Consider the following 23852-nt stretch of genomic DNA (forward strand, 5'->3'; position numbering starts at 1 on the left):
CGGGCTCACACGTGGGCGGATAGGGTCTTCTTATGACCCACCAGGTGCACGCGTTCGAGCCGCCGGAGCGGTTCGTGGCTGGAACCGTGGGACCACCCGGCGAACGCAGCTTCTTCCTGCAGGCGCGGGGCGGTGGCCGCGTGGTCAGCGTCGCGCTCGAGAAGGTCCAGGTCTCCCTCCTGGCCGAGAAGCTCGAGGAGCTGCTCACCGAGGCCGCCCGCCGGTTCGGCGTCGACCTCGAGCTGCCGCCCGCCGAGCCGGTGGTCGAGTCCGACAACGAGCCGCTGGAGAGCCCGGTCGACGAGGAGTTCCGTGTCGGCACGCTGGGCCTCGCGTTCGACGTCGACAGCGCCACCGTGGTGATCGAGGCGATCGCCGCGGGCGAGGGCGAGCTCGACGTCGAGGACGCCGAGGCCGAGGCGGTCGAGGACGACGACGATGACGACGAGCCCGACGACGATCTCGACCGGCTCCGGGTGCGGCTGACGCCGCAGGCGACCCGCGAGTTCATCAGCCGGGCGCGGCGCGTCGTCGCCGCCGGCCGGCCGCCCTGCCCGCTCTGTGGCCAGCCGCTCGACCCGCGCGGCCACCTCTGCCCGCGCCACAATGGCTATCACCGGTGACGGCGCCACGCCGGTGGACGCGCCCTCCCGGCTTCCCGAGCCAGACGCGCTGACGCTGCTGCGCTCGGGCGAGATCGAGCTCGAGGGCCGGCTGGTCGACGCGTCCAACACCACCCTGCGGGCGTTCGTCTCGCTCGACGGTGTCACCGCGCGCTGCGTCTACAAGCCGATCAGCGGCGAGCGGCCGCTCTGGGACTTTCCCGACGGCACCCTGGCCGGCCGCGAGGTCAGCGCCTACCTCGTGTCGGCGGCGACCGGGTGGGACCTGGTGCCGCCGACCCTGCTGCGCGACGAGGGGCCGCTCGGGCCCGGCATGTGCCAGCTCTGGATCGACGAGCCCGAGGGGGCGCAGCCGCTGGTCGGCTTCGTGCCCGCCCGGCAGCTCCCGGCCGGCTGGAAGCGGATCGCGTCGGCCCAGGACGAGGACGGCAACCCCTACTCGCTGGCCCACGCCGACGACCCGCGCCTGGCCCGCTTGGCGGTGCTCGACGTGGTGATCAACAACGCCGACCGCAAGGGCGGCCACGTGCTGGTCGGCCCCGACGACCGGGTCTACGGCGTCGACCACGGCGTCACGTTCAACGTCGAGCCCAAGCTGCGTACGGTCTTGTGGGGCTGGACGGGCGCGGGCCTGCCCGACGAGGCCGTCGACGTGCTCGGCCGCCTGACCCGCGATCTGAAGGGCGCCCTGGGCGATGCCCTGCGCACGCACCTGACCGGCCACGAGGTGGGCCGGCTCCGCGGCCGCGTCCGCCGCCTGCTGGAGAACGCCAGCTTCCCGGAGCCGGGCACCGACTGGCCGTCGGTGCCCTGGCCCCCGATGTAGCGTCCGGTCAGATCGCCGTCGGCTGCAGCGTGATGCCCAGCAGGGCGTCGACCGTCTTCGCCATCAGCAGCGGTGCGTCCGGGTCGTCGCCGGCGCCCGCCAGGGTGGCGTCCGCCCACGCGTCGACCAGGGCCAGGGCACCCGGGGTGTCGAGGTCGTCGGCGATGCGGCTGCGTACCCCCGCCAGCAGGTCGGCACCCGACGGCCCGGCGGTGGCCGCGGCGGCCGCCCGCCAGCGGCCCAGCCGCTCCTCGGCGGTCTTGAGCGTGTCGTCGGTCCAGGTGCGGTCGCCACGGTAGTGGTCGGCGATCAGGCCCAGCCGCAGCGCCATCGGGTCGACGTGGTCGGCCCGCAGGCGGGAGACGAAGACGAGGTTGCCCAGCGACTTCGACATCTTCTCGCCGTCGAGGCCGATCATGCCGGCGTGGACGTAGTGCGACCCGAACGGCGCCTGCCCGGTGAGCACCTCGGCGTGCGCGGCGGAACACTCGTGGTGCGGGAAGATCAGGTCGTTGCCGCCGCCCTGCACGTCGATCGTGTCGCCGAGCAGGCCGAGCGCGATGACCGCGCACTCGATGTGCCAGCCGGGGCGGCCCGGGCCGAGCGGCCCGCCGGGCCAGGCCGGCTCGCCGTCGCGGGCGCCGCGCCAGAGCAGGGGGTCGAGCGGGTCACGCTTGCCCTCGCGGTCGGGGTCGCCGCCCCGCTCGGCCGCCAGCACGAGCATCTCGTCGCGGCTCAGGTTGGACTCGTAGCCGAACCGGGGCGCCGCCGCGATGTCGAAGTAGACGTCGCCGGTGCCGTCGTCGAGGGTGTACGCGGCGCCCGCGTTGACGAGCTCGACGACCCGGTCGACGATGACCGGGATCGACTCGACCGCGCCCACGTAGTGCGCCGGCGGGATCAGCCGCAGCGCCTCCATGTCCTCGCGGAACAGCGCGGTCTCCCGCATGGCGAGGACGACCCAGTCCTCACCGTCGCGCTGCGCCCGTTCCAGCAGCGGGTCGTCGATGTCGGTGACGTTCTGGACGTAGCGCACCGGGTAGCCGGCGTCGAGCCAGGCCCGCTGCACCAGGTCGAACGTGATCATCGTGGCCGCGTGGCCGAGGTGGGTGGCGTCGTACGGGGTGATCCCGCAGACGTACATCGTCGCCCCGGTCTCCCGGTCCGGGCTCGTCGGATGTGCGCTGCGCCGCGCCGAGTCGAACAACACGAGAGGCTGACCGGTGCCCGGCAGCCGCGGCACGTCGTGCCCGGTCCAAGACTGCATTCCGCCAGCCTATCCAGCGCTTCCCGAACGATCACGGCGGCCGGGCCACCATGATCACGCCGGAGCGGCACGGTGACGGGCGTGACGGATGTGGCGTAGCACAGCCCGCGCCGACCGGTTGACCCGTGCGGGCGGACCGAGAATTTCGCCCGTGGTGCGCGGCCTCGCGTGGGCTCGGTTATGAGATCAAATGCCGCGATTGTAGTGATCATCTTCGCTACCGCACGTGACCTCGACGGCCCATTCGCCCTGTTCAGGATGAGTTCACGAACGCACAGTGATCGTTGACCAACGCATCGACGGATCTCTACGGTTGCGCTATCGCAATCGTCCATGGACTGAGGAGGTCCGGCGATGAATCATGCCCATTTTCGGCGACGCTGGAACAGACGGATCGCCACGGCGGCCGCGCTGATCCTGGTCACCGCGGTCCTGCCGGTCCCGGCCGCCGCCGGTGCACCGCCCACCGGCGCCGCACCGGTTGCCGCCACGGCGCCGGACTGCTCCCCCACACAGCCGGACGCCGGCCGGGCACTGGCCGTGGCCGCCGCCTGCGGCAAGCCGGTCGAGGACGTGGCAGCGCGGACCGAGACCCAGGAGGTCTTCGCACAGCCGGGCGGCGGCTGGACGGCGAAGCTCTACGCCGGCCCACTGCGCATGCGCGACGCGGGCGGCCGGCTCGTGCCGATTGATCTCTCCATGCGAGCGGAGGCGGATGGATCGATCGCCGCTGCGGCGCACCCGGCGAACCTGCGGGTGTCCGGCGCGGCCGGAGCCGGCGAGCACGAGCTGTTCAGCCTCGACGTGGGCCCCGGGCGGGCCGGCCTGTCCTGGCGGGGCGCCCTGCCGCGACCGGTCCTGGCCGGGAACCGGGTCACCTATCCCGAGGTGCGTCCCGGCGTCGACCTCGTGGTCGAGGCGAGCCGGACGGGAGCGCGGCAGTTCCTCGTCGTCAAGCGCCCGGCGGCGGCGAAGGAGGTGGCCGCGCTCACCTTCCCCGTGCGTACCACCGGCGTGCGGGTGCGGCCGGACCACGACGGCGGCCTGGTCTTCACCGACGACGACCGGGTCGTCGGGGTCTCGGCGAAGCCGGAGATGTGGGACTCGTCCGCCCACCCGCTCACCGGCCAGCCACTGCGCCAGGTGCGGATCCCGACGAGTCACGCCGCGAAGGGGACGGCGGCGGTCGAGGTGCGTCTGGCGCCCGCCCGCTCCTTCTTCGACGACCCCGCCACGACGTACCCGGTGATCGTCGATCCGCACATCACCCAGATCCGCGGCTCCTTCGACACGTACGTGCGGTCCGACTTCACCACCGACCGCAGCGCCGAGCCCGAGCTCCAGCTCGGTCGCTACCCCGACGGTCCGCCGGTGGCGCGCTCGTTCGTGCACTGGAACGTCGCGGCCCTGCGCGGCAAGCGGATCAACTCGGCGGCCGTCAACTTCTTCAACTACCACTCGGCCTCGTGCGCCCCGAAGGCGTGGGAGATCTGGTCGACCGGACCGGCCAGCACCGCCACCCGCTGGACGTCGCAGCCGAGCTGGAACCAGCGGGAGGGCACGTCGACCACGACCCGCGGCTACAACTCGACGTGCGTGCAGGGCTGGGCGTCGGTCAACGCCACGACCTTCTTCGCCCGGGCCGCGGCGATCAACCAGGCGACCGCGTACATGGGGATCCGGGCCACGGACGAGACGGACATCCTCGCCTGGAAGCGGTTCCGCTCGGGTGACGCGGTCGCGGCCGGCGAGGTGCCGTTTGCGGAGGTCAACTACGGCGCGCCGCCGAGCGCGCTCAACCCGAGCACGCTGCAGCCGGGCGACGCCGCCGAGACGGAGACGCGTACGCCGCTGATGCGGGCCGTGTTCAGCGACCCGGACGGCGACACCGGACGGGTGGACTACGAGATCTACGACCGCACCGGTGCCACGCTGCTCGCGTCCGGCGCGGGCGGCACGGTGGCCAGCGGGGCCGAGTCCACCTGGACGGTGCCCGGGGGCGAGCTCGTCGCCAACACCGTCTACAAGTGGCGGGCCCGGGGCAACGACGGCACGGACCTCGGCCCGTGGTCGGCGTGGCGCTACCTGGCGACGTCGGACGGCTCGCCGACGGGTGAGCAGGGCCGGTTCTCGTTCCAGGAGCTGAAGCTGACCGACCGGCTCGAGCTGAAGGTCAACGTCGCCAACGGCAACCTCCTGGTCAAGGGCGTCGACCTGCGGATCCGCGGCACCGGCACGGACCTGACCGTCGACCGCTACTACAACTCCCGCTCCACCGCGGTCTCGGTGCTGGGCACGGGCTGGACACCGGGCACCGGGCAGGGCATCAGGCTGACGTACTCCAAGGCCGACCACGCCACGGCCGACGTCACCTACCACGCGCCGAGCGGGTTCACAGCGAAGTTCGTCAACTCCGCCGCGAACGCGTGGCGGACTCCGCCGAGCATCGACGCGAAGCTCACCCGCGACACGGGCACCGGCGAGCTGCGGCTGAAGTTCGACAAGAGCGAGGGCAGCTTCTTCTTCGCGGACAGCACCGGACGTCTGCTCCGGATGGTCGACAGGAACAACAACAAGATCACTTACGGGTACGACGGCTCCGGCAACGTCACGACGATCACCGACACCCAGGGCCGAATCAGCACCCTGGCGTACGCGTCGGGCCGGCTCACGTCGATCACCGACCCGACGTCCCGCCGCGTGAGCTACACCTACAACGGTGCCCAGAACCTCGAGACGGTCACGGACGCGGGCGGCGGCGTGACCCGGTTCGACTACGACGGCGACCGGCTCACCCGGATCACGACACCCGAGGGCCGGGTCACGAACCTCGGCTACGAACCGGACTCGTCGCGGATGCTCGACTTCTACGAGCAGACGAACCCCGGGGGCACACCGGACAGCGCCCGCTACACCTTCACGTACCACGCGGGCCGGACGGAGGTGACCGACCCGAACGGCGTGGCCACCTCGACCACGACGGACGGGATCACCACGCACACGTACGAGACCCGGGACCGGGTGACCAAGGTCAAGGACGCCCTGGGGCACGAACAGTCGAAGAAGTACAACGCCAACGACAACGTCGAGACCTTCACCGACGCGCTGACCAACAACGCGACGTTCGGTTTCGACCCGAACACCAACAACCTGACGTCGGTCGGGCTGGCCACCGGCGCCACGTCGACGCTGGACTACAACAACACCGCACATCCGCACGCGGTCAGCGGCGCGAAGGATCCGCAGGGCAACGCCATGAGCTACTCGTACGACGTGGCGGGCAACAAGACGGCCGAGGAGAGCAGCCAGTACCCCGGCCAGAAGCTCTTCGAGGCCGAGTACAACACCAACGGCACGGTGAAGTGGCAGGACGACGGCAAAGACGTCCGTACCAGCTACGCGTACGACACGAAGGGCAACCTGACCAAGGTCGACAACCCGGCACCGCTCGGTGACGTGGTCGTCGTGCCGGACGCGCTGTCGCGGCTGAGCGAGCAGACCGACGGCAAGGGTCAGAAGACCCGCTACACGTACGACCACCTCGACCGCGTCGACACCGTGACCTTCCAGGGCGGCGTCGTGGTCGACTACACCTACGACAAGGACGGCAACCTCACCCGGCTGTCCGACCCGACCGGCGTCACGGTGTTCAGCTACGACAGGTTCGGCCGGCCGACCGGGAAGCAGGCGCCGGGAGCCGTGGCGGTCACCTACGACTACGACCGCAACGGCAACGTGACCACCTACACCGACGCCGGCGGCGCGGTCACCTACGGCTACAACGCGGTGAACCTGGTGACCTCGGTGCGCGAACCCGGCGCGTCGCAACCGGTCACGTTCACCTACGACGAGAACAACCGGCGCCGTTTCATGTACCTGCCGACCTCGCCGCGGGTGACCGTGGAGATGAAATACGACCGGTCCGGCCGGCAGACCTCGATCGTGGCGACGAACGACGCGACCGGGACGAAGCTGTCGTCGTTCTCGTACGACTACACCAAGGGCGGCGCCGACACCGGCCTGCGGCACGCGATGACCGACCTGGCCGGCACGACCACGTACAGCTACGACAAGCTCAACCGGCTCACCGGGGCGTCCGGGCCGGGGCTGACCCGTGCGTACGCCTACGACGCCAACAACAACCGCACCTCCAAGACGGAGAACGGCACCGCCACGTCGTACGGCTACAACGACGCCCACCAGCTCACCAGCGCCGGCTCGGCGACGTACACCTACGACGCCAACGGCAACACCACCGGCTCGTCCACCGGGTGGCAGTTCACCTACAACAGCGTCAACAACCAGACGACGGAGATCACCGCGCCTGGCCGCGCCACGCACGCGCCGATCAGTTACGCGGGCCCGGAACAGACCGAACGGCGGCGCTCCGGCAGCGTCACCTACGTCACCAGCGCGCTCGGGGTCGCCTCGGCCACGTCGACGCTGCCCGGACCGCCCGGGTCGGGGGCGGCGCCCAACGACACCGAGCCCGCCCGCGGGACCACCCAGTACTTCACCCGCGACCCCGGCGGCAACCTGATCGGCCTCCGGACCCAGGGCTCCCGCTACTACTACCTGGTCGACGGGCTCGGCTCGGTGGTGGGCCTGGTCGACGGGACCGCGACGAAGGTCAACTCGTACAGCTACGACCCGTACGGCAACCAGCTGTCGGCCAGCCAGCAGGTGCCCAACCCGTGGCGGTACGCCGCCGGGATGCTCGACGGGCCGACCGGACTCACCAAGTTCGGCGCCCGCTACTACGACCCGGCGCTGGGCCGGTTCAGCCAGCGCGACCCGAGCGGACAGGACCTGCCGTACGGGTACGCCGGCTGCAACCCGGTCAACAACACCGATCCGACGGGGTTGAGCTGGCAGTGCGCGTTGGCCGAGTACTCGACCTTCGCCCTGGCCGGCGCGATCTTCGGGGCGCTGGGCTTCGGTGTCGGCGGGCCGGCAGGTGCGACGATCGGCTTCATCGTGGGCACCTCGGTGTTCGGCGGTTTCGTCGAGGAGGCCTGCGCGGCCGAAGAGGACGGCAAGGACATCAACTGGGCCGACGTCGGCTGGAACATCCTCAAGGAGTTGGGTATGGGTGCGTTCTAGGACGCCCGGGCAGATGGGACGGACGATGGCGACTCTCACACTTCGGCGGCCCGACGACGCGGGCGGCATCGCACGGCGGATGGCGTTCCTGGTCGACGGGCGCGTCGTGGCCCGCCTGCGCCGGGGCGACAGCCAACGGGTCGAGGTGACCGCCGGCCGGCACCGGCTGCGGGTCCGCACCGACTGGCAGCGCAGCCGGGAGGTCGAGGTCGACCTGGGGCCGGACGAGGAGGTGACCGTCGAGGGTGCGGTGCCGGCCGGCGCCGCGACGCTCACGAACACGTTCCTGCGGCCCGGCGCCGCCCTCGAGCTCTCGGTGATCAACGGGAACGGCTGAACGAACCGGGGCGACCGGTGGCCCGTCGAGCCACCGGTCGCCTCCGTTGGTGCCCGAGTGAGCCCTGTGACACCTCGGGCTCGCCGGGCCGGCCGGTTGGGGGAAGCACTGGTGCCCGCACACCGGGAGTGGGCAGGATAGGTGCCATGGACTACGAATACGCGCCTCTGCGGTTGCCGCCGAATGTCGATCGGACGACCGCCGAGGCGCAGCTCGCGATCCAGGCGGAGTTCTCCGGATGGGAGTTGGCCCGGGTGCGGCTGTTCCGGGACGGCACGCGGCAGGTCATGCTGCGGCGCCGGCTCGTCAACAGGCCGCAGCCGGGCCTCAGCATCTAGGCTCCACCGCGGAGCGCCGGACGGCCGACGGGGCCGCCCGGCGATCTACCGCGAGAATCAGCGCGGGCCGTCCTCGTCGTCCGCGCCGTCGTCGTCCACCACCGAGCCGTCGAGGTCGCCCGGCAGGAACGGGTGCTCGTCGAGGCGGCCGACCAGCCGGTCGGTGCCGCCGGGCGTGAACGGGCCCGAGCTGTCGTGCTCCTCGAAGCTCTCCAGGTCGAGCGCCTCGGGCACCTCGCTGACCATCACCACACCGTCCAGCGGCTCCAGCTCCGGCACGTCGAGCGCGCTCAGCGATCCGTCACCGGCCTGGAGCAGCTCCAGCACCGCCTCGCCCACCGTCTCGACCGCGCCGCCCGTCTCCTCGTCGGGGCCGGCCTCGCTGCGGACCTCCTCCGCGCGGCGGACCAGGGCCACCACGCTCGGCACCCGGTAGTCGCGGCGCTGCCGCACCGAGATCACGTGCGGGTGCGCGTCGCGGCCGTCGTCGCCCTCGACCACGACGCCGCCGAGCTGGCCCTCGACCTCGTCGGGGTCGATCGACTCGACGTCCCAGGGCGTCACCTCGCCGAACGCCTCGAGCAGCAGCTCGTCGTAGTGGTAGGACGTGTTGTTGAGCGTCACGTACGCCTGCCACACGTCGTCGTCGTCGACCCGGCCGTCGGCGGCCTTCACCGCGGTCAGGTGGGCGCGGGCGGCGGCGATGACCTCCTCGAGCGCGCTGTCCAGGGCAGAGTGGTCGTCGGTCATGGTGAAACCATCCCTCGGGGAGAAAGAACAGAAACGGCGGCGATCAGCAGGTACGCAGGAAGCGGTCGAGCACCCGTGCGCCGAAGCGCAGGCCGTCGACCGGCACCCGCTCGTCGATGCCGTGGAACAGGTTGGCGAAGTTGAGGTCCGGCGGGAGCCGCAGCGGCGCGAAGCCGAAGCACCGGATGCCGAGCCGCTGCCACGCCTTGGCGTCGGTGCCGCCGGAGAGCATGTACGGCACGGCCCGGGCGCCCGGGTCCTCCGCCCGCAGCGCCGCCGACATCGCGTCGACCAGCGGACCGTCGAACGTGGTCTCGACGGCCGGCTGCCGCTGGATGTGCGCGATGTCGACGTCGGGGCCGAGCAGCTCGCGGATCTCGGACAGGAACGTCTCGGCCTGGCCCGGCAGCGTCCGGCAGTCCAGCGTGGCCGAGGCCCGGCTGGGCACCACGTTCTCCTTGTAGCCCGCGTCGAGCCGGGTCGGGTTGGCCGTGTTGCGCACGGTCGCGCCGACGAAACCGGCGATCGGGCCGAGCTTCGCGATCGTCGTCTCGGGGTCGGCCGGGTCGAAGTCGATGCCGAGCAGCCCGGAGATCTCCGCCAGCAGCGCCTGCGCGGTGTCGGTGAGCACGACCGGGAAGCGGTGCCGGCCGACCCGGGCGACCGCCTCGGCCAGCGCGGTGATCGCGTTGTCGTCGTGGATCATCGAGCCGTGCCCGGGCCGCCCGTGCGCGGTCACCCGCAGCCAGTGGATGCCCTTCTCGGCGGTCTCGATCAGGTAGAGCCGCAGGTCCTCGGAGACCGTGAAGGAGAAGCCGCCGACCTCGCCGATCGCCTCGGTGCAGCCCTCGAGCAGGTCGGCGTGGTTGTCGACCAGGAAGTGCGCGCCGTAGTCGCCGCCCGCCTCCTCGTCGGCGGTGAACGCCAGCACGATGTCACGGGGCGGGCGGACGCCGGTGCGCTGCCAGTCGCGGATGACCGCGAGCGCCATCGCGTCGAAGTCCTTCATGTCGACCGCGCCGCGGCCCCACAGGTAGCCGTCGCGGATCTCGCCCCCGAACGGGTCGACCGACCACTCCCCCGGGTCGGCCGGCACGACGTCGAGATGGCCGTGCACGAGCAGCGCGCCGCGCGCGGGGTCGGTGCCGGGGATGCGGGCGACGAGGCTGGTCCGGCCGGGCGCGGACTCGCGCAGCTCGGCGTCGACACCCACCTCGGCCAGCTTCTCCGCGACGTATTCGGCGGCCACCCGCTCACCGGTCGAGGTGGCGGTGTCGCCGGTGTTGGTGGTGTCGATCCGGATCAGGTCACGGCACAGGTCGACGACCTCGTCGGCACCGGAGAGCGCGGGGCTGGTCATGCGCTCTTTCTTACCAGTCGCCCGGGTCGCCGGCCCGACCGGGCGCGCGTGGGCACCGCCACGCTATCCGCCGGCCGCCCTGGCGGCGTACAACGCCCGCTCAGCGTCGTTCCTGGTCAGTGCCGCCGCCGCGGCGAAGGCGGAACGGGCCTCGTCGGCCCGGCCGAGGCGGGCCAGCAGGTCGCCGCGGACCGCCGGCAACTGTGGATAGTCGCGCAGCGACCGCTCCCCCGCCACCGCGTCGACCAGGGCCAGGCCACGGGCCGGATCACCGGCCATCCCGTACGCGACCGCCTGGTTGACCCGCAGCACCGGCGACGGTCGCAGGTGGAACAGCACCTCGTAGAGGGCGGCGACCCGCTCCCAGTCGGTCTCCTCGTGCGCGCGCGCCCGGGCGTGACAGGCGGCGATCTCCGCCTGGACCGTGTAGGTGCCGCCGCCCAGCGAGCCCGCCCGCTCCAGGGCGGCCAGCCCGCGCCGGATCAGCAACCGGTCCCAGCGCCGGCGGTCCTGGTCGGGCAGCAGCACGGGGCGGCCCGCGTCGTCGTGCCTGGCCGGCAGCCGGGACGCCTGCAGCTCCATCAGCGCGGCCAGCCCGTGCACCTCGGGCTCGCGCGGCAGCAGCCCCTGCAGCAGCCGGCCCAGCCGCAGCGCCTCGTCGGCGAGCTCCGGCCGGACCCAGGCCGGACCGCCCGTCGCGGCGTACCCCTCGTTGAAGATCAGGTAGACGGTGGCGAGCACCGACGCGACCCGTGGCCCGAGCTCCGCGGCGGGCGGCAGGCCGAACTCGACGCCGCCCAGCGCCTTCTTGGCCCGGGTGATCCGGGCGGCCATGGTCGGCTCGGGCACCAGGAACGCGCGGGCGATCTCCGCGGTCGTCAGGCCGCCGAGCAGGCGCAGGGTCAGCGCCACCCGCGACTCGGCCGGCAGCACCGGGTGGCAGACCGTGAAGATCAGCCGGAGCAGGTCGTCACCGATCCGGCCCTCGTCGAGCACCGCGCCGTACCCGCCGTCGTCGGACTCGCTGACCGTGCCGGCGACGAGCCGCAGCTTCGCGGCGTAGTTCTGCCGGCGGCGGATCTGGTCGATCGCCCGGTGCCGCGCGGTGGCCAGGAGCCACGGGCCGGGATCATCGGGTACGCCGTCGCGCGGCCACTGCTCCAGCGCCACCACCAGGGCGTCCTGGGCGATCTCCTCCGCGAGCGACACGTCGCCGGTGAGCCGGGCGACCACCGCGACGACCCGGGCGGCCTCGATCCGCCACACCGCCTCGACCGTGCGGCGCACCGTGGCAGGATCGGCGGCCCCCATCGCCACCGATCCTGCCACGACCCTCGATCAGGCGAAGTCCTCCGGCCCCATCACCTTGAGCACCTGGGACTCGCCCTCCCAGCCGGGCCAGAGGTCGCGGTGGGCGCGCATGAAGCGGGAGGTCCACTCGACGGCCTCGGCCTTGTCCCGCACGTCGTACACGGCGTAGCTGATGACCTCCTTGGCCTCGGCGAACGGCCCGTCGGTGACGGTCAGCTCCCCGCCGGCCACCCCGACCCGGGCGGCGAACGCGCTCGGCGATAGCCCGGCCTGGTCGACCAGGGCGCCGGCGTTGGTGGCGTCCGCGCCGAGCTTCATGATCGCCTCCATCAGCCCGGGCGGCGGCGGTGTGTCGGGGCGGGTGGCGGTGAGCAGCGCGATGTATCGCATCGGTTTCTCCTTCTCAGATCGAGCGGTAGAGGCGGACAGAGACGGCGGCGAGCCAGGCCGAGACGAGCAGGACGCCGCCGGTGAACGCGAGGATCCCCCAGGCGGCGCCGCCGCTCGCGTTCATGGCCAGGAACGAGGCGACGAACAGCACCCCGGTGGCCCGGGAGAGCAGCGGGAAGCCGGAGTGCCGGGCGAGCAGGAAGCAGGCGACGGTGAGCCCGACGAAGCCGACGCCGGCCGCGCCGAGGTGCACGAGGCCGTGCCAGCTCACCGTCTCGCCGTCGGCCCCGGGCGGGAAGCCCCGGCCCGGGTCGGCGCGGAACAGCCCGGCCACGACCATCCCCACACCGTAGACAGCGAGCGGGACGCCACCCCGGCCGACGGCCCGTCCGACGCCGACGGCCGCCGCGACGACCATCAGCCCGGAGACGATCAGGTTGGTGGTCTGGATCCAGCCGAGATCGCCGTTCTGCAGCATGCTCCAGGCGTGCCGGGTCGGGTCGTACCCGTCCCGGGTGAACGCCTGCGCGAGCGAGACGGTGACGTACAGCGGGCCGGCGATCACGCCGTACCCGAGGAGGCTCTTCGTCACCCGATCGGCGAGCGCCGGGGTCGTGCAGGCGGTGGTGCTGGTCATGTCGGTCTCCTTCGATCCCGTTCGGGGTCTGTCACCCGTAGCTCGAACGGGGTAGGCCGGATTCGACACATGGCCCCAGATTTTCTGAAAGAGAAACATCAAGGTCTTCCGATGAATCGCCCCGGAGTCCTACCGTCACGCTATGAACCTGGAGCTGCGGCACCTGAGGGTGGTCACCGCGATCGCGGAGACCGGCAGCGTGACCAAGGCCGCCTCCATGCTCGGGCTCGCCCAGCCGGCCCTGACGGCCCAGCTCCAGCGCATCGAGCGGGCCCTCGGCGGCCCGCTGTTCGAGCGTGACCGGCGCGGCGCGCGGCCGACCGCGCTCGGCGAGCTCGTGCTCGACCGGGCCCGGGTGCTGCTGCCCGCGATGAAGGGGCTCCAGGACGAGGCCGCCCGGCTGGCCGGCGGCGACGCCGCGCTGAGCCGGCTGCGGCTCGGCGGGGTCAACAGCCCGCTGCTCGGCCGGCTGGTGCTGCGGCTCAACGCCGACCAGCCGACGTCCCAGATCTCCACCTACGCGAGCTGGTCCGTCGACGAGCTCGCCCGGATGGTGCTCGCGGGCCGGCTCGACTACGCGCTCTGCGGTGTCTGCGGCGACGCGGTGCCCAGCGCCGAGCTGGGGCTGGCGTGGCGGGTGGTGGCGATCGACCCGGTCTGGCTGCTGATGCCCGAGGACCACCCGCAGGCCGGCCGGGCCGAGGTCGAGTTGGGCGACTTCGCCGAGGACCGCTGGGTGGCCGCGCCCGGCGACGGCTGCTTCGCCGACTGCTTCGCGGCCGCCTGCGCCCGGTCGGGCTTCACGCCGCGCAAGGTCTACGAGACCGACCTCAAGGGCAGCATCGACCTGGTCGAGGCCGGCGAGGCGATCGCCCTGTGCCAGGCGACCTTCCGGCCGGTGCCGGGGCTGGTCTCCCGGCCGATCAAGGGGGCGCCGCTGCGCTGGCGGCTGCTGCTCGGCTGGCACGCGGAGGCGCCGGGGGCCGGGTTCGCCGACCTGATGGTCAAGCACGCGGCCAACGCCTATGCGGACATCCTCGACCGCAACGACGCCTACCGCACCTGGCTGACCACCCACCCGGGCTTCGGCGCACAGGTCAACGGGGCGTTCGAGCCCGCGATATGAGCCAGGTGGGATATACCACCATCGATTGTCCGCGCTTACGTTGACGGTGCTTTCCTCCTCACCCCCAAGGAGTGCACCGTGAACCGTCTTCTCGCCGGCCTCGCGGCAGCGACCCTGCTGCCGGCCGGCATCACCGTCGCCCTGGCCCCACCGGCCATGGCCGCACCGGCACCCGCACCCGCCCCTGTCTCCGGCGCGGCCGCCTCGCCCGAGATGCTCGCCGCGATGCAGCGCGACCTCGGCCTGACCGCCGACCAGGCCAAGGTCCGGATCGCGAAGGACGACGCCGCCAGCCGCACCGAGCTTCGCCTGCGCAAGACGCTGGGCTCCGCGTTCGGCGGCGCGTACATCGGGCGTGACGGCACGTTCGTGGTCACCGTGACGTCCGCCGCGCGGGCCGCCGAGGTGACCTCGGCCGGCGCCACCGCGAAGGTGGTCGCGCGCAGCGCCGCGACGCTGGACGCGGTCAAGTCCAGGCTGGACGCGGCCGCCGCCGCCGCTCCCGCCGCCGCCGTGCCCGGCTGGTACGTGGACGTCGCCGCCAACCGGGTGGTGGTGCTCGCCAAGGGCGGCACCGCGGCCGCGTCGCGGTTCGTCCGGGCGAGCGGCGTCGACGCGGCCGCCGTCGCCGTCGTCGCCAGCACCGAGGCGCCGCGCCTGCTCTACGACGTGCGCGGCGGCGACGCCTACTACATGGGCGGCGGCCGCTGCTCGGTCGGCCTGTCCGTGAACGGCGGCTTCGTCACCGCCGGCCACTGCGGCACCCGCGGCACCGCGACGCAGGGTTACAACCAGGTCAGCCAGGGCAGCTTCCAGGGTTCGTCGTTCCCGGGCAACGACTACGCGTGGGTGTCGGTGAACAGCAACTGGACGCCGCAGCCGTGGGTCAACAACTACAGCGGCGGCAACGTGACCGTCGCGGGCTCGACCGAGGCCGCGGTGGGCGCGGCGATCTGCCGCTCCGGTTCGACGACGGGCTGGCACTGCGGCACGATCGGCGCCAAGAACCAGACCGTCAACTACCCGCAGGGTACGGTCAGCGGCCTGACCCGCACCAACGTCTGCGCCGAGCCCGGCGACTCGGGCGGCGGCTGGCTCAGCGGCCAGCAGGGTCAGGGCGTGACGTCCGGCGGTTCCGGCAACTGCTCCAGCGGCGGCACGACCTACTACCAGCCGGTCAACGAGATCCTCTCCGCGTACGGGCTGACGCTGCGCACGTCGGGCGGCGGCGGCGAGCCGAACCCGCCGACGGGCTGCTCCGGCTACGAGTTCACGGTGAGCGGCTCGCTCTCCTCGGGCGGCAGCGCCTACCAGCCGAACGGCAGCTACTACTACTCGTCGCTGTCCGGCACCCACCGCGCCTGCCTCGACGCCCCGGCCGGCACCGACTACGACCTGTACCTCCAGAAGTACAGCGGCTCCACCTGGGTCAACGTGGCCCAGGCGACCTCACCCAACGCGGACGAGACCGTGTCCTACAACGGGACCGCGGGCTACTACCGCTACCGCGTGCACGCCTACAGCGGCTCCGGCAGCTACTCGCTCGGCTACTCGAACCCGTAGCACGCCGCCGCGCACCCGCCCGCCGTGGTCACCGGCCGCGGCGGGCCGGGTCGTTCTCGGCCAGGATCCCGGTCATGGCCGCCACGAACCGGTCGGGCTGCTCGAACATCGGCCGGTGGCCGGCGCCGTCGAGGACGAGCAGCCGCTTGACCGGCGCCTCCAGGCGGTCGTACCACTGCGCGAACGGCTTCGCGAGGGCCGGCTTCTCGTCGGCGCCCTGGACGAAGTAGGCCGGGATCGCCAAGCGGGGGACGTCCGTGCGCAGGTCGACCTGCTGCAGGTCGGGGTACTGCGCCTGCCAGGTGTCCAGCATCGACGTGACCGTGTGGAGCTTGTCCAGCAGGGTGTACTCCGGGCCGTCGAGCGCGCCGACCTCGCCGCCGCTGTTGGTGACGATCGGCTCGTACGGGTAGAAGTCGTCGTACGGGGGCGGGTCGCCGCCGGCCCCGAGGTCGGCGTGGAACGCGCGGTCGGACTCGGGCAGGTCGACCGCCTGGCCGGTGCCGATGTAGGCCGCGTAGAGGTCGGGGTGGCGGGCCGCGGTCAGGGCGCCGAGGAGCGAGCCGCCCGAGTGGGCCAGCAGGTAGACCCGGTCCTGGCCGAACCGGTCCCGGAGATAGTGGGTGACCGCGACCGTGTCGGCGATCCCGCTCTCCAGACCGATCGGCGGGTCCGCGTCCAGCGCCGGATACGACGTGCCGCCGCCGCGGCGGTCCAGCGTCGCCACCACGAAGTGCTGCTCCAGCCCGGCGAGGTGGCGGCGCATCGAGCCCTTCTCCATCCCGCCCGGCGCGCCGGGCACGAACAGCAGGACCGGCGCCGCGCGGTCGTGGCCGCGGATCATCAGGCCCAGGTCGTAGCCGCCGACGTCGACCGTCGTCAGTTCGGCGACCGCGTTCGGGCCCGGGATCGCCGCGGTGCGCGCGGGGATCGCGGCCAGCACCGTCACCGCCGCCACGGCGGCCGCCAGCGTCGCCACGCCGACCCGGCGGAGGTAGCGCGGGATCGGCCGGCCCGCCAGGCGGTCGCGGGTCAGGGCCGCGCCGTACGCCGCCCCGACGATCATCGGGAGCACGGTGAACAGGCCGTGCACGCCGCGGCCGGTGACCAGCGCGGTCACGCCGAGGAGGGACAGGTGCGGGGCGTCGACGGACGGGCCGGCGACGGGCGCGCGGGCCACCTCCACCGCGGCGACGAAGACGGCCGGGGCGACCAGCATCGCCCAACGCGACCGGCCGGCCCAGCCCGCGAGGACGCCGACGGCGGCGCTCAGCGCGACCGACCACAGTGCCTCGCCGCCCGTCAGCGGGCCGCGCGGGGTCCAGAGGCCGGCCGCGACTCCCCACCCGAGCGGCACCAGCGCGAGTTTGATGGTCTGCATGGCAGTGAGCCTGCGGCCGGCGCCGGTGGGGACACATCGGGCGGAGGTCGTGGCGCCCGCCGCTACTTTGGTAGTGCCCCGCCCTGACTTCCGGCCCTGCCGCCCGCTCCCCCACCGCCGTAGGCTCGGGCGCATGTCCGGTGTGGTCTTCGCGCTGCTCGTGCCCGAGCCGCCGGACAGCCCCGGCGCCGCGGCGCGGGACCGCCTCGCCGACCTCGTCGGGATCGGCGTGGCGCTGGCGTACGGCGGCCTGATGCTGTCGATCGGGGATGCGACCAGGCCCGGCGCCGCGGTGCCGTGGCCCGTCGACGCGGCCGTCGGCCTGGCCTGCTGCCTCGCCCTGCTCGTGCGCCGGCACCGGCCGGTCGCGGTCGCCGCCGCCCTGCTGCCCGTGACCGCCGTGTCGGTCGCCGCCACCGGCGCGGCGATCGTCGCCCTGTTCACGGTCGCGGTCCGCCGCCGGGCGCGGGTGGCGCTCCTGCTGGGCGCCGGCTACGTCGCGGCCGGCCCGGTCTACTTCCTGCTGCACGACCGGCCCGAGTTCCCCGTCTGGGTGGACCTCGTCGCGCGCGCCGGGCCGGCGCTGGCGGCGATCGGCTGGGGCCTGTTCGTCGGCGCGCACCGTCGCCTGACGGGATCGCTGCGGGAGCGGGCCGCCCGGCTCGAGGCCGAGCAGCACCTGCGGGTCGACCAGGCCCGGCTCACGGAGCGGGCCCGGATCGCCCGCGAGATGCACGACGTGCTCGCCCACCGGATGTCGCTGGTCAGCCTGCACGCCGGGGCGTTGGAGGTGCGCACCGACGCGCGGCCCGAGGAGATCTCGATCGCCGCCGCCGCGATCCGGGGCAGCGTCCACGACGCGCTGCAGGAGTTGCGTACGGTCATCGGGGTGCTGCGGGAGGGCGCCGCGGGCCGACCCGAGCCGCCGCAGCCGGGCCTGGCCGACCTGCCGGCCCTGGTCGACGACGCGCGGGCGACCGGCGTGACCGTCACCTACACGTGCGAGGTCCCGTCGCCGGGGCCGTCGGTCGTGCTGGGCCGCACCGCGTACCGCGTCGTCCAGGAGGGTCTGACCAACGCCCGCAAGCACTCGCCGGGCGCGGTCGTGCGGGTGCGGGTCGACGGTCGCGCGGGTGCGGACCTGCGCGTCCTCGTCACGAACCCGGTGTCGGGCGGCGGCCCCGTGGTGCCCGGCGCCGGCGTGGGCCTGGTCGGCATCGGCGAGCGGGTCGCACTGGTCGGCGGCCGGGTCGCGCACGGCCCGTCGGCGGACGGCTTCCGGCTCGAGGCCTGGCTGCCGTGGCCGGCGTGACGGGCCGCCCGATCCGGCTCGCGATCGTCGACGACGACCCGCTCGTCCGCACCGGGCTGCGGATCCTGATGGGCGGCTCCCCCGACATCGACCTCGTCGGCGAGGCCGCGGACGGCACCGAGGTCGACGCGCTGGCCGACGCCCACTGGCCCGACGTGGTGCTGATGGACATCCGAATGCCCACAGTGGATGGCCTGGTGGCGACCCAGCGGCTGCGCGCGCGCCCGTCGCCGCCGCACGTGATCGTGCTGACCACGTTCAACGCCGACGAGCACGTGCTGGACGCGCTGCGCGCCGGCGCGAGCGGCTTCCTGCTCAAGGACACGCCGCCGCTGGAGATCATCGCGGCGGTCCGCACGGTGGCCGCGGGATCGGCGACGCTGTCGCCGGCGGTGATCCGCCAGCTCATCGACCACGTCGCCGACCCGGCCGCGGGCCCGCGCCGGCTGGGCGCCCGCGACCGGCTGTCACGGCTGACCGAACGTGAACGCGAGGTCGCGCTGGCCCTGGGTCGCGGCTGGTCCAACGCGGAGATCGCCACCGCGCTGCGGATGAGCGTCCCCACGGTGAAGGGCCACGTCTCCCGCCTGCTCACCAAGCTCGACCTCAACAACCGCGTCCAGGTCGCGCTGCTGGTGCACGACGCGGAACTGCTCTAGCCCTGCGCGAACGCGATGTCCCGCAGGTCGATCGAGACGATCACGGTGCCCTTGTCGGGGTTGCCCTGCCCGTCGGTCAGGTAGATGAGCCGCCGGGTGGGCACCACGATGCCGTCGACGACCTCGTGGTCGAAGCCGTAGTGCGCGGCGACCGGCGCGTCGGGCCCCAGCACCTCGCTGACGTAGTCGTGCCGCCGCACGTACCCCTGGTCGTCGACGTAGTAGGTCTGCCTCCGGCTGTGGGTGGCGACGTCGTCGGGGAACGTCACCTCCAGCGGCCGCCACACCTCGCCGTCCTCGTGGTGCGGCGCTCCCTCGCGGACCTGGAAACCGGGCCGGGCCAGCAGGAACGGCTCGGTGAGGTAGTTCCACATCGCGTACCCGTTGAAGTAGGCGAGATGGAGGCGGTCCCACGGGGTCGTGACGTCGTGGCCCGCGAAGGCGCGCCGCGGGTGCGCGCGCACCTCGACCGTCGCGCCGGTCGCCGCGGCCTCGATCGCGACGCGCTCGGGGGTGACCACGCTGCGCAGGCCCGGCTCGCCGAAGGGCGCGGTCGAGGCGACCTGGCGGTGGAGGTCGGCGGTCGTGACCACGTCGTCGAGGACGCCGGGCTGGCCCTTGAGCTGCCACAGGGCGCCGCCACCGGACACCCGGGCGCGGACGCTGGTGAACGCTTTCCACCGGTCCAGGCCACCGTGTGCCGCGATGACCTGTTCGAGCAGCGGGTTCATGATCTCACTCCTAACGTAGGACCAGTCGATCCTAGATTGGGACTGCGGCGAGCTACCATGAGTGCTGTGACACAGCGGAGCTACGCGGACGGCTGCGGGGCCGCCCGCGCCATGGACGTGGTCGGCGAGCGGTGGGCCCTGCTGGTCGTCCGCGAGCTGGTCTTCGGCCCGAAGCGCTTCCGGGACCTGCGCGCGGGCCTCGGCGCGATCAGCCAGAACGTGCTCAGCCAACGCCTGCGGGAGTTGGAGGCGAGCGGCGTGGTCCGCCGGGAGAGGCTGGGCCCACCGACGGGCACGGAGGCGTACGCGCTGACGGAACGCGGCCGGCAACTCGAGCCGACCCTGATCGCCCTGTCCCGCTGGGGCGCGGGCCTCCCCGGTGAGCACGGCCCCGAGATGAGCACGGACGCGTTCATGCTCCTGCTCAAGGCGCTGCACCTGCCTTCGCCCGACGCGCTGCGCGTGCACCTCGTCGTCGGCGCCGACTCGTTCGACGTCGACGTGCGCCCGACGGGGGTCACGGTCACCCGGGGCGCATCGGGACCGGTCGCGGCCACGGCCCGCGCCGACGTCCCGACCCTCTGGCGCCTGATCTTCACCGACCTGACGGTGGCGTCGGCGACCGCACGCGGCTCCCTCGACGCCACCGGTGACCTCGCGGCACTGGAGCGGTTCTTCACGCTGTTCGGGGCGCCGCCGGCCTGATCGGCCTTCCAGGGATATTCACCCGCCGCCATCGGTTGTGCGGCCGTTCGTCGGCTGCCGGCAACCCCGTGGGCGAAGGCTCTGATTCCACCCTGGAGGGAGCGGTATGGAAACGTCAACCGTCGGCAGCTTCTCCTCACCGCGGTGTCGGCCGGTGCGGCGTCCGTCGTGCTCGACCCCGTCAGCTTCGCCGCCGCCGCGACGAGAGAGCCGCAGACCCGGACCCTGACCGGGACGATCGCGTACGGCGCGCCCGACTGGGTTTACCTGCCCCTCGACATCCCGGGCGGCGTCAACAGGCTCAGCGTCACCTACAGCTACGACCGACCCACCCCGCCGCCCGGGTACGAAGGCAACGCGCTCGACATCGGCGTCTTCGACGAGGGCGGCGTCACACTCGGCGCCACGGCCGGGTTCCGGGGCTGGTCCGGCGGCTTCCGCGACAGCATCACGATCAGCGCCTCCGATGCCACCCCGGCTACCTGCCCGGCCCGGTCCGGCGCGGCCGGTGGCACCTGATCCTCGGGCCGTACCGCGTCGTCCCGCAGGGTCTGAAGTGGACCGTCACCGTGACCCTGGAGTTCGGCGCCGACGGGCCGGCCTTCGTGCCCCGGCCCGCGCCGCACAGCGCCGCCGGGCGCGGCAAGGCCTGTTACCGCGGCGACATGCACCTGCACAGCGTGCACTCCGACGGCCGCCGTGAGCCCGCCGAGGTCGCCGCCGGTGCGCGGGCCGCCGGCCTGGACTTCATCGTCTCCACGGAGCACAACACCCGCAGCGCGGCTGGCGTCTGGGGCGCGTACGCCGGCCCGGATCTGTTGATCATCGACGGCGAGGAGATCACCACCCGCAACGGCCACTACACGGCCCTCGGCCTGCCGGCCGGCACCTGGATCGACTGGCGCTACCGGGCCGCGGACGGCGCCCTCGACCGGTTCGTGCGCGACATTCACAAGGCGGGCGCGCTCGCGGTCGCCGCGCACCCGCTGGCACCGTGCGTCGGCTGCGGGTGGAAGTTCGGCTACGCGGGGCTCGACGCCGTCGAGGTGTGGAACGGCCCGTGGACGCTCGACGACGAGGCCGTGCTGGCCAACTGGGACAACCTGCTCGTCAGCGGCGGGCGGTTCGTCCCGGCCGTCGGCAACAGCGACGCGCACAGCGAACCGCAGGTGATCGGGCTGCCCCACACGGTCGTACGCGCCGACGGTCTCGACCGCACGTCGATCCTCGCCGGCGTCCGCGCGGGGCGCACCTGGATCGCGGAGTCCGCGGCCGTCGACCTGACCTTCACGGCCACGAGCGCCCGGGGCCGGTCGGCCGGCATCGGCGAGCGGCTCGACGCCGACGACGACGCCTCCGTGACCGTGGCGCTCACCGTCACGGGCGCGCCCGGCTGCGTCGCCCGCATCGTCACCGACCAGGGCCAGCGCCTGCTCACCCCCGTGCCGGCGGGCGGCGAGATCTCGTGGGTGACGACGCCGAACAACTCCCGGTACGTGCGCGCCGAGGTGCGCCGCCCGACGCCCACCGCCACGACCGCCGACACGATGGTCGCCCTCACGAACCCGATCTTCCTCGGTCGCGCCTGACCACCCCTCACCCTGGAGGAACACCCTTGTCCGACCTCACTGTCAGCCGCCGCCAGGTGCTGGCGACCGCCGCGGTCGCCGCCGGCGCGGCCCTCGTCGCGGAGACACCCGCGTCCGCGCACGGTTCGCACGACACCGCCGAGCCGTTCCCGCTGGGCGTCGCCAGCGGCGACCCGACCGCGTTCAGCGTCATCCTCTGGACCCGGCTCGCCCGGAACTTGTACTCCCCCGACGGCCTGTCCCGTCGCCCGGTCGAGGTCGAGTGGGAGGTCACTACCGACGAGCGGTTCCGCCGCGTGGTGCGGCGCGGCCGCGTGCTGGCCCGCCCCGAGCTCGCGCACTCGGTGCACGTCGACGCCGTTGGGCTCGAGCCGGGCCGCGAGTACTTCTACCGCTTCAAGGCGCTGCGCGAGATCAGCCCGGTCGGCCGGACGAAAACGGCGCCGGCGCCGTGGGCCGACGCGCGCTCGCTGCGCTTCGCGATCGCGAACTGCCAGGACTTCCAGAACGGCTACTGGCCCGCGTACGACGCCCTCGCCGACGAGGACCTCGACCTCGTCGTGCACCTCGGCGACTACATCTACGAGTACGACCCGTCGAGCCGCTTCCCCGACCGCCGGCACGTGGCGCCGCAGACCGTCGGCCTCGACCAGCTCAGCACGCTGTCGGACTACCGCAACCGGCACGCGCAGTACAAGACCGACCCGGCCCTGCGCGCCGCGCACGCCGCGTTCCCGTGGGTGGTCACCTGGGACGACCACGAGACGGAGAACAACTACGCTTCTCTGGTCGACGAGCTGGACACCGGCGCCGCCCACCAGACGGCGGCGCAGTTCGCCAAGCAGCGTGCGGCGGCCTATCGGGCCTACTACGAGCACATGCCGATCCGGGCGAACCTTCGGCCGGGCAGCCCCGACCTGCGGATCTTCCGGCGCTTCGACTACGGCCGGCTGCTGCGCCTGCACGTGCTCGACACCCGGCAGTACCGCAGCGACCAGCCGGGCGCGGGCGACTTCGGCCCGATCGAGGCCGGCCTGGGCAACACCGACGGCACGCTGACCGGCCGCGACCAGGAGCGCTGGCTGGCCGCCGGCCTGCTCGGCTCGCCGGCCCGGTGGAACGTCGTCGCCCAGCAGGTGATGATGAGCCGCACGCTGTTCCCGAATCCGGCGCTGGTGCCGCCGACGATGGCCAACCTGGACCAGTGGGACGGGTACGCGCCGCAGCGCGACCGCCTCATGGGCCTGTTCGCCGACCACCGGGTGGCCAACCCGGTCGTGCTCGCCGGCGACATCCACTCGACCTGGTTCAGCGAGCTCCACCGCGACTTCGACCGCCTCGACCAGGCGCCGGTCGCGGTCGAGTTCGTCTCGACCTCGATCAGCTCCGACTTCCCGGCGGCCTTCGACGCCCCGGTCAAGGCCGCGAACCCGTTGTTCAACCCCCACGTCAAGTACTTCGACGGACTGAAGCGCGGCTACCTGCGCTGCGCGGTGGACCGCCACACCTGGCGCACCGACGTCCGCACCGTCGACTCCATCGAGACCCGGACGTCGCCGATCCGCACCCAGGCCTCGTACGCCGTCTCCGCCGGCACCTCCCGCATCCTGCCCGCCTGACCTGACTCCAGCTCCCGCCGCGATCCCCCGTCGTCGCCAACGCGGCGGGAGCTGACCTCATGGATACGCGCCCGGCCGTCCAGGATGGAACACCCAGGCCCGAACTCCGAACATCCCTTGGCGTACGGGCTGGTCAGCGCATTGTTCAGGGCCCAGGTCCGAACAATGCGCTGACCATGATCTGACCCCGGCGGGCGCCTTCTCGCCGTTGTCGGCCCGGGGTAG

21 protein-coding genes are annotated in these 23852 nt (G+C 73.0%); 13 read left to right on the plus strand and 8 right to left on the minus strand.

What is annotated here, in order from left to right; translation table 11 throughout:
• Positions 1–32 precede the first annotated feature (32 nt).
• Positions 33–623, plus strand: coding sequence for a DUF3090 domain-containing protein (locus Asi02nite_RS24805; protein WP_203716310.1), 591 nt, complete (start codon positions 33–35; stop codon positions 621–623).
• Positions 607–1449, plus strand: a complete 843-nt coding sequence (locus Asi02nite_RS24810; RefSeq protein ID WP_203716311.1) for an SCO1664 family protein — start codon at positions 607–609, stop codon at positions 1447–1449. The genes Asi02nite_RS24805 and Asi02nite_RS24810 overlap by 17 nt, the downstream gene beginning before the upstream one ends.
• Positions 1450–1456: 7 nt before the next feature.
• Here Asi02nite_RS24810 and mshC read toward each other — a convergent pair whose 3' ends face one another.
• Complete coding sequence (mshC, locus tag Asi02nite_RS24815) at positions 1457–2716, minus strand: cysteine--1-D-myo-inosityl 2-amino-2-deoxy-alpha-D-glucopyranoside ligase (protein WP_203716312.1); 1260 nt, start codon at positions 2714–2716, stop codon at positions 1457–1459.
• A 354-nt stretch (positions 2717–3070) separates the two neighbouring features.
• On the opposite strand from mshC, the gene Asi02nite_RS24820 reads away from it, so the two are divergent.
• From Asi02nite_RS24820 to Asi02nite_RS24830, 3 genes are all read left to right on the plus strand, one after another.
• Positions 3071–7819 (plus strand): RHS repeat-associated core domain-containing protein, encoded by a 4749-nt coding sequence (locus Asi02nite_RS24820; protein WP_203716313.1) that lies wholly within the window; start codon positions 3071–3073, stop codon positions 7817–7819.
• 25 nt (positions 7820–7844) lie between these two features.
• Entirely contained in the window at positions 7845–8156 is a 312-nt protein-coding gene (locus Asi02nite_RS24825; RefSeq protein WP_203716314.1) for a hypothetical protein, read from the plus strand.
• 146 nt (positions 8157–8302) lie between these two features.
• The gene (locus Asi02nite_RS24830) at positions 8303–8494 is read left to right on the plus strand and encodes a DUF5703 family protein (protein WP_203716315.1); all 192 of its coding nucleotides are present in this window, start codon (positions 8303–8305) and stop codon (positions 8492–8494) included.
• A 57-nt stretch (positions 8495–8551) separates the two neighbouring features.
• On the opposite strand, the gene Asi02nite_RS24835 is transcribed toward Asi02nite_RS24830, so the two are convergent.
• The 5 genes from Asi02nite_RS24835 to Asi02nite_RS24855 all read right to left on the minus strand — a co-directional run bounded on the left by Asi02nite_RS24835 (position 8552) and on the right by Asi02nite_RS24855 (position 12942).
• A complete protein-coding gene (locus Asi02nite_RS24835) occupies positions 8552–9244 on the minus strand; it encodes a hypothetical protein (RefSeq protein WP_203716316.1) in 693 nt (230 codons plus the stop codon).
• Between the two features lie 43 nt (positions 9245–9287).
• Positions 9288–10604 (minus strand): M20/M25/M40 family metallo-hydrolase, encoded by a 1317-nt coding sequence (locus Asi02nite_RS24840; RefSeq protein WP_203716317.1) that lies wholly within the window; start codon positions 10602–10604, stop codon positions 9288–9290.
• Positions 10605–10667: 63 nt separating this feature from the next.
• Positions 10668–11891, minus strand: a complete 1224-nt coding sequence (locus tag Asi02nite_RS24845; protein WP_308440175.1) for an RNA polymerase sigma factor — start codon at positions 11889–11891, stop codon at positions 10668–10670.
• A 51-nt stretch (positions 11892–11942) separates the two neighbouring features.
• A complete protein-coding gene (locus Asi02nite_RS24850) occupies positions 11943–12305 on the minus strand; it encodes a YciI family protein (protein ID WP_203716319.1) in 363 nt (120 codons plus the stop codon).
• Between the two features lie 13 nt (positions 12306–12318).
• Positions 12319–12942: a DUF998 domain-containing protein gene (locus tag Asi02nite_RS24855; protein ID WP_203716320.1), complete on the minus strand. Its 624-nt coding sequence runs from the start codon at positions 12940–12942 to the stop codon at positions 12319–12321.
• Positions 12943–13084: 142 nt separating this feature from the next.
• Here Asi02nite_RS24855 and Asi02nite_RS24860 point away from each other — a divergent pair, with 142 nt between their 5' ends.
• Both Asi02nite_RS24860 and Asi02nite_RS24865 read left to right on the plus strand, forming a co-directional pair.
• On the plus strand, positions 13085–14068 hold the full coding sequence (locus Asi02nite_RS24860) for a LysR family transcriptional regulator (RefSeq protein ID WP_203716321.1): 984 nt from the start codon (positions 13085–13087) through the stop codon (positions 14066–14068).
• A gap of 78 nt (positions 14069–14146) precedes the next feature.
• Positions 14147–15631: a S1 family peptidase gene (locus Asi02nite_RS24865; protein WP_308440176.1), complete on the plus strand. Its 1485-nt coding sequence runs from the start codon at positions 14147–14149 to the stop codon at positions 15629–15631.
• Positions 15632–15659: 28 nt separating this feature from the next.
• Here Asi02nite_RS24865 and Asi02nite_RS24870 read toward each other — a convergent pair whose 3' ends face one another.
• Positions 15660–17012, minus strand: a complete 1353-nt coding sequence (locus Asi02nite_RS24870) for an alpha/beta fold hydrolase (RefSeq protein ID WP_203716322.1) — start codon at positions 17010–17012, stop codon at positions 15660–15662.
• A 133-nt stretch (positions 17013–17145) separates the two neighbouring features.
• Between Asi02nite_RS24870 and Asi02nite_RS24875 the strand changes: the two genes are divergently transcribed.
• Both Asi02nite_RS24875 and Asi02nite_RS24880 read left to right on the plus strand, forming a co-directional pair.
• The gene (locus Asi02nite_RS24875) at positions 17146–18324 is read left to right on the plus strand and encodes a sensor histidine kinase (protein ID WP_239127039.1); all 1179 of its coding nucleotides are present in this window, start codon (positions 17146–17148) and stop codon (positions 18322–18324) included.
• Positions 18312–18983 (plus strand): response regulator, encoded by a 672-nt coding sequence (locus tag Asi02nite_RS24880; RefSeq protein WP_373312324.1) that lies wholly within the window; start codon positions 18312–18314, stop codon positions 18981–18983. The genes Asi02nite_RS24875 and Asi02nite_RS24880 overlap by 13 nt, the downstream gene beginning before the upstream one ends.
• On the opposite strand, the gene Asi02nite_RS24885 is transcribed toward Asi02nite_RS24880, so the two are convergent.
• Positions 18980–19714 (minus strand): hypothetical protein, encoded by a 735-nt coding sequence (locus Asi02nite_RS24885; protein ID WP_203716323.1) that lies wholly within the window; start codon positions 19712–19714, stop codon positions 18980–18982. The two genes, Asi02nite_RS24880 and Asi02nite_RS24885, sit on opposite strands and share 4 nt — an antisense overlap.
• A 66-nt stretch (positions 19715–19780) precedes the next feature.
• On the opposite strand from Asi02nite_RS24885, the gene Asi02nite_RS24890 reads away from it, so the two are divergent.
• The 4 genes from Asi02nite_RS24890 (at position 19781) to Asi02nite_RS24905 (ending at position 23627) form a co-directional block, all read left to right on the plus strand.
• On the plus strand, positions 19781–20419 hold the full coding sequence (locus Asi02nite_RS24890; protein ID WP_203716324.1) for a winged helix-turn-helix transcriptional regulator: 639 nt from the start codon (positions 19781–19783) through the stop codon (positions 20417–20419).
• 144 nt (positions 20420–20563) lie between these two features.
• The gene (locus Asi02nite_RS24895) at positions 20564–20938 is read left to right on the plus strand and encodes a hypothetical protein (protein WP_203716325.1); all 375 of its coding nucleotides are present in this window, start codon (positions 20564–20566) and stop codon (positions 20936–20938) included.
• A gap of 50 nt (positions 20939–20988) precedes the next feature.
• A complete protein-coding gene (locus Asi02nite_RS24900; RefSeq protein ID WP_203716326.1) occupies positions 20989–22008 on the plus strand; it encodes a CehA/McbA family metallohydrolase in 1020 nt (339 codons plus the stop codon).
• Between the two features lie 26 nt (positions 22009–22034).
• Positions 22035–23627: an alkaline phosphatase D family protein gene (locus tag Asi02nite_RS24905; RefSeq protein WP_239127041.1), complete on the plus strand. Its 1593-nt coding sequence runs from the start codon at positions 22035–22037 to the stop codon at positions 23625–23627.
• Positions 23628–23852: the final 225 nt, after the last annotated feature.

Source organism: Asanoa siamensis (assembly GCF_016862555.1).
Lineage (GTDB): Bacteria > Actinomycetota > Actinomycetes > Mycobacteriales > Micromonosporaceae > Asanoa > Asanoa siamensis.

Bases quoted from the DNA above. Each gene is read 5' to 3' on its own strand.
- Asi02nite_RS24850 (WP_203716319.1), bottom strand. From the start codon at position 12,305: ATGCGATACATCGCGCTGCTCACCGCCACCCGCCCCGACACACCGCCG.
- mshC (WP_203716312.1), bottom strand. From the start codon at position 2,716: ATGCAGTCTTGGACCGGGCACGACGTGCCGCGGCTGCCGGGCACCGGT.
- Asi02nite_RS24840 (WP_203716317.1), bottom strand. From the start codon at position 10,604: ATGACCAGCCCCGCGCTCTCCGGTGCCGACGAGGTCGTCGACCTGTGC.
- Asi02nite_RS24885 (WP_203716323.1), bottom strand. From the start codon at position 19,714: ATGAACCCGCTGCTCGAACAGGTCATCGCGGCACACGGTGGCCTGGAC.
- Asi02nite_RS24825 (WP_203716314.1), top strand. From the start codon at position 7,845: ATGGCGACTCTCACACTTCGGCGGCCCGACGACGCGGGCGGCATCGCA.
- Asi02nite_RS24805 (WP_203716310.1), top strand. From the start codon at position 33: ATGACCCACCAGGTGCACGCGTTCGAGCCGCCGGAGCGGTTCGTGGCT.
- Asi02nite_RS24820 (WP_203716313.1), top strand. From the start codon at position 3,071: ATGAATCATGCCCATTTTCGGCGACGCTGGAACAGACGGATCGCCACG.
- Asi02nite_RS24810 (WP_203716311.1), top strand. From the start codon at position 607: ATGGCTATCACCGGTGACGGCGCCACGCCGGTGGACGCGCCCTCCCGG.
- Asi02nite_RS24875 (WP_239127039.1), top strand. From the start codon at position 17,146: ATGTCCGGTGTGGTCTTCGCGCTGCTCGTGCCCGAGCCGCCGGACAGC.
- Asi02nite_RS24835 (WP_203716316.1), bottom strand. From the start codon at position 9,244: ATGACCGACGACCACTCTGCCCTGGACAGCGCGCTCGAGGAGGTCATC.
- Asi02nite_RS24830 (WP_203716315.1), top strand. From the start codon at position 8,303: ATGGACTACGAATACGCGCCTCTGCGGTTGCCGCCGAATGTCGATCGG.
- Asi02nite_RS24870 (WP_203716322.1), bottom strand. From the start codon at position 17,012: ATGCAGACCATCAAACTCGCGCTGGTGCCGCTCGGGTGGGGAGTCGCG.
- Asi02nite_RS24855 (WP_203716320.1), bottom strand. From the start codon at position 12,942: ATGACCAGCACCACCGCCTGCACGACCCCGGCGCTCGCCGATCGGGTG.
- Asi02nite_RS24860 (WP_203716321.1), top strand. From the start codon at position 13,085: ATGAACCTGGAGCTGCGGCACCTGAGGGTGGTCACCGCGATCGCGGAG.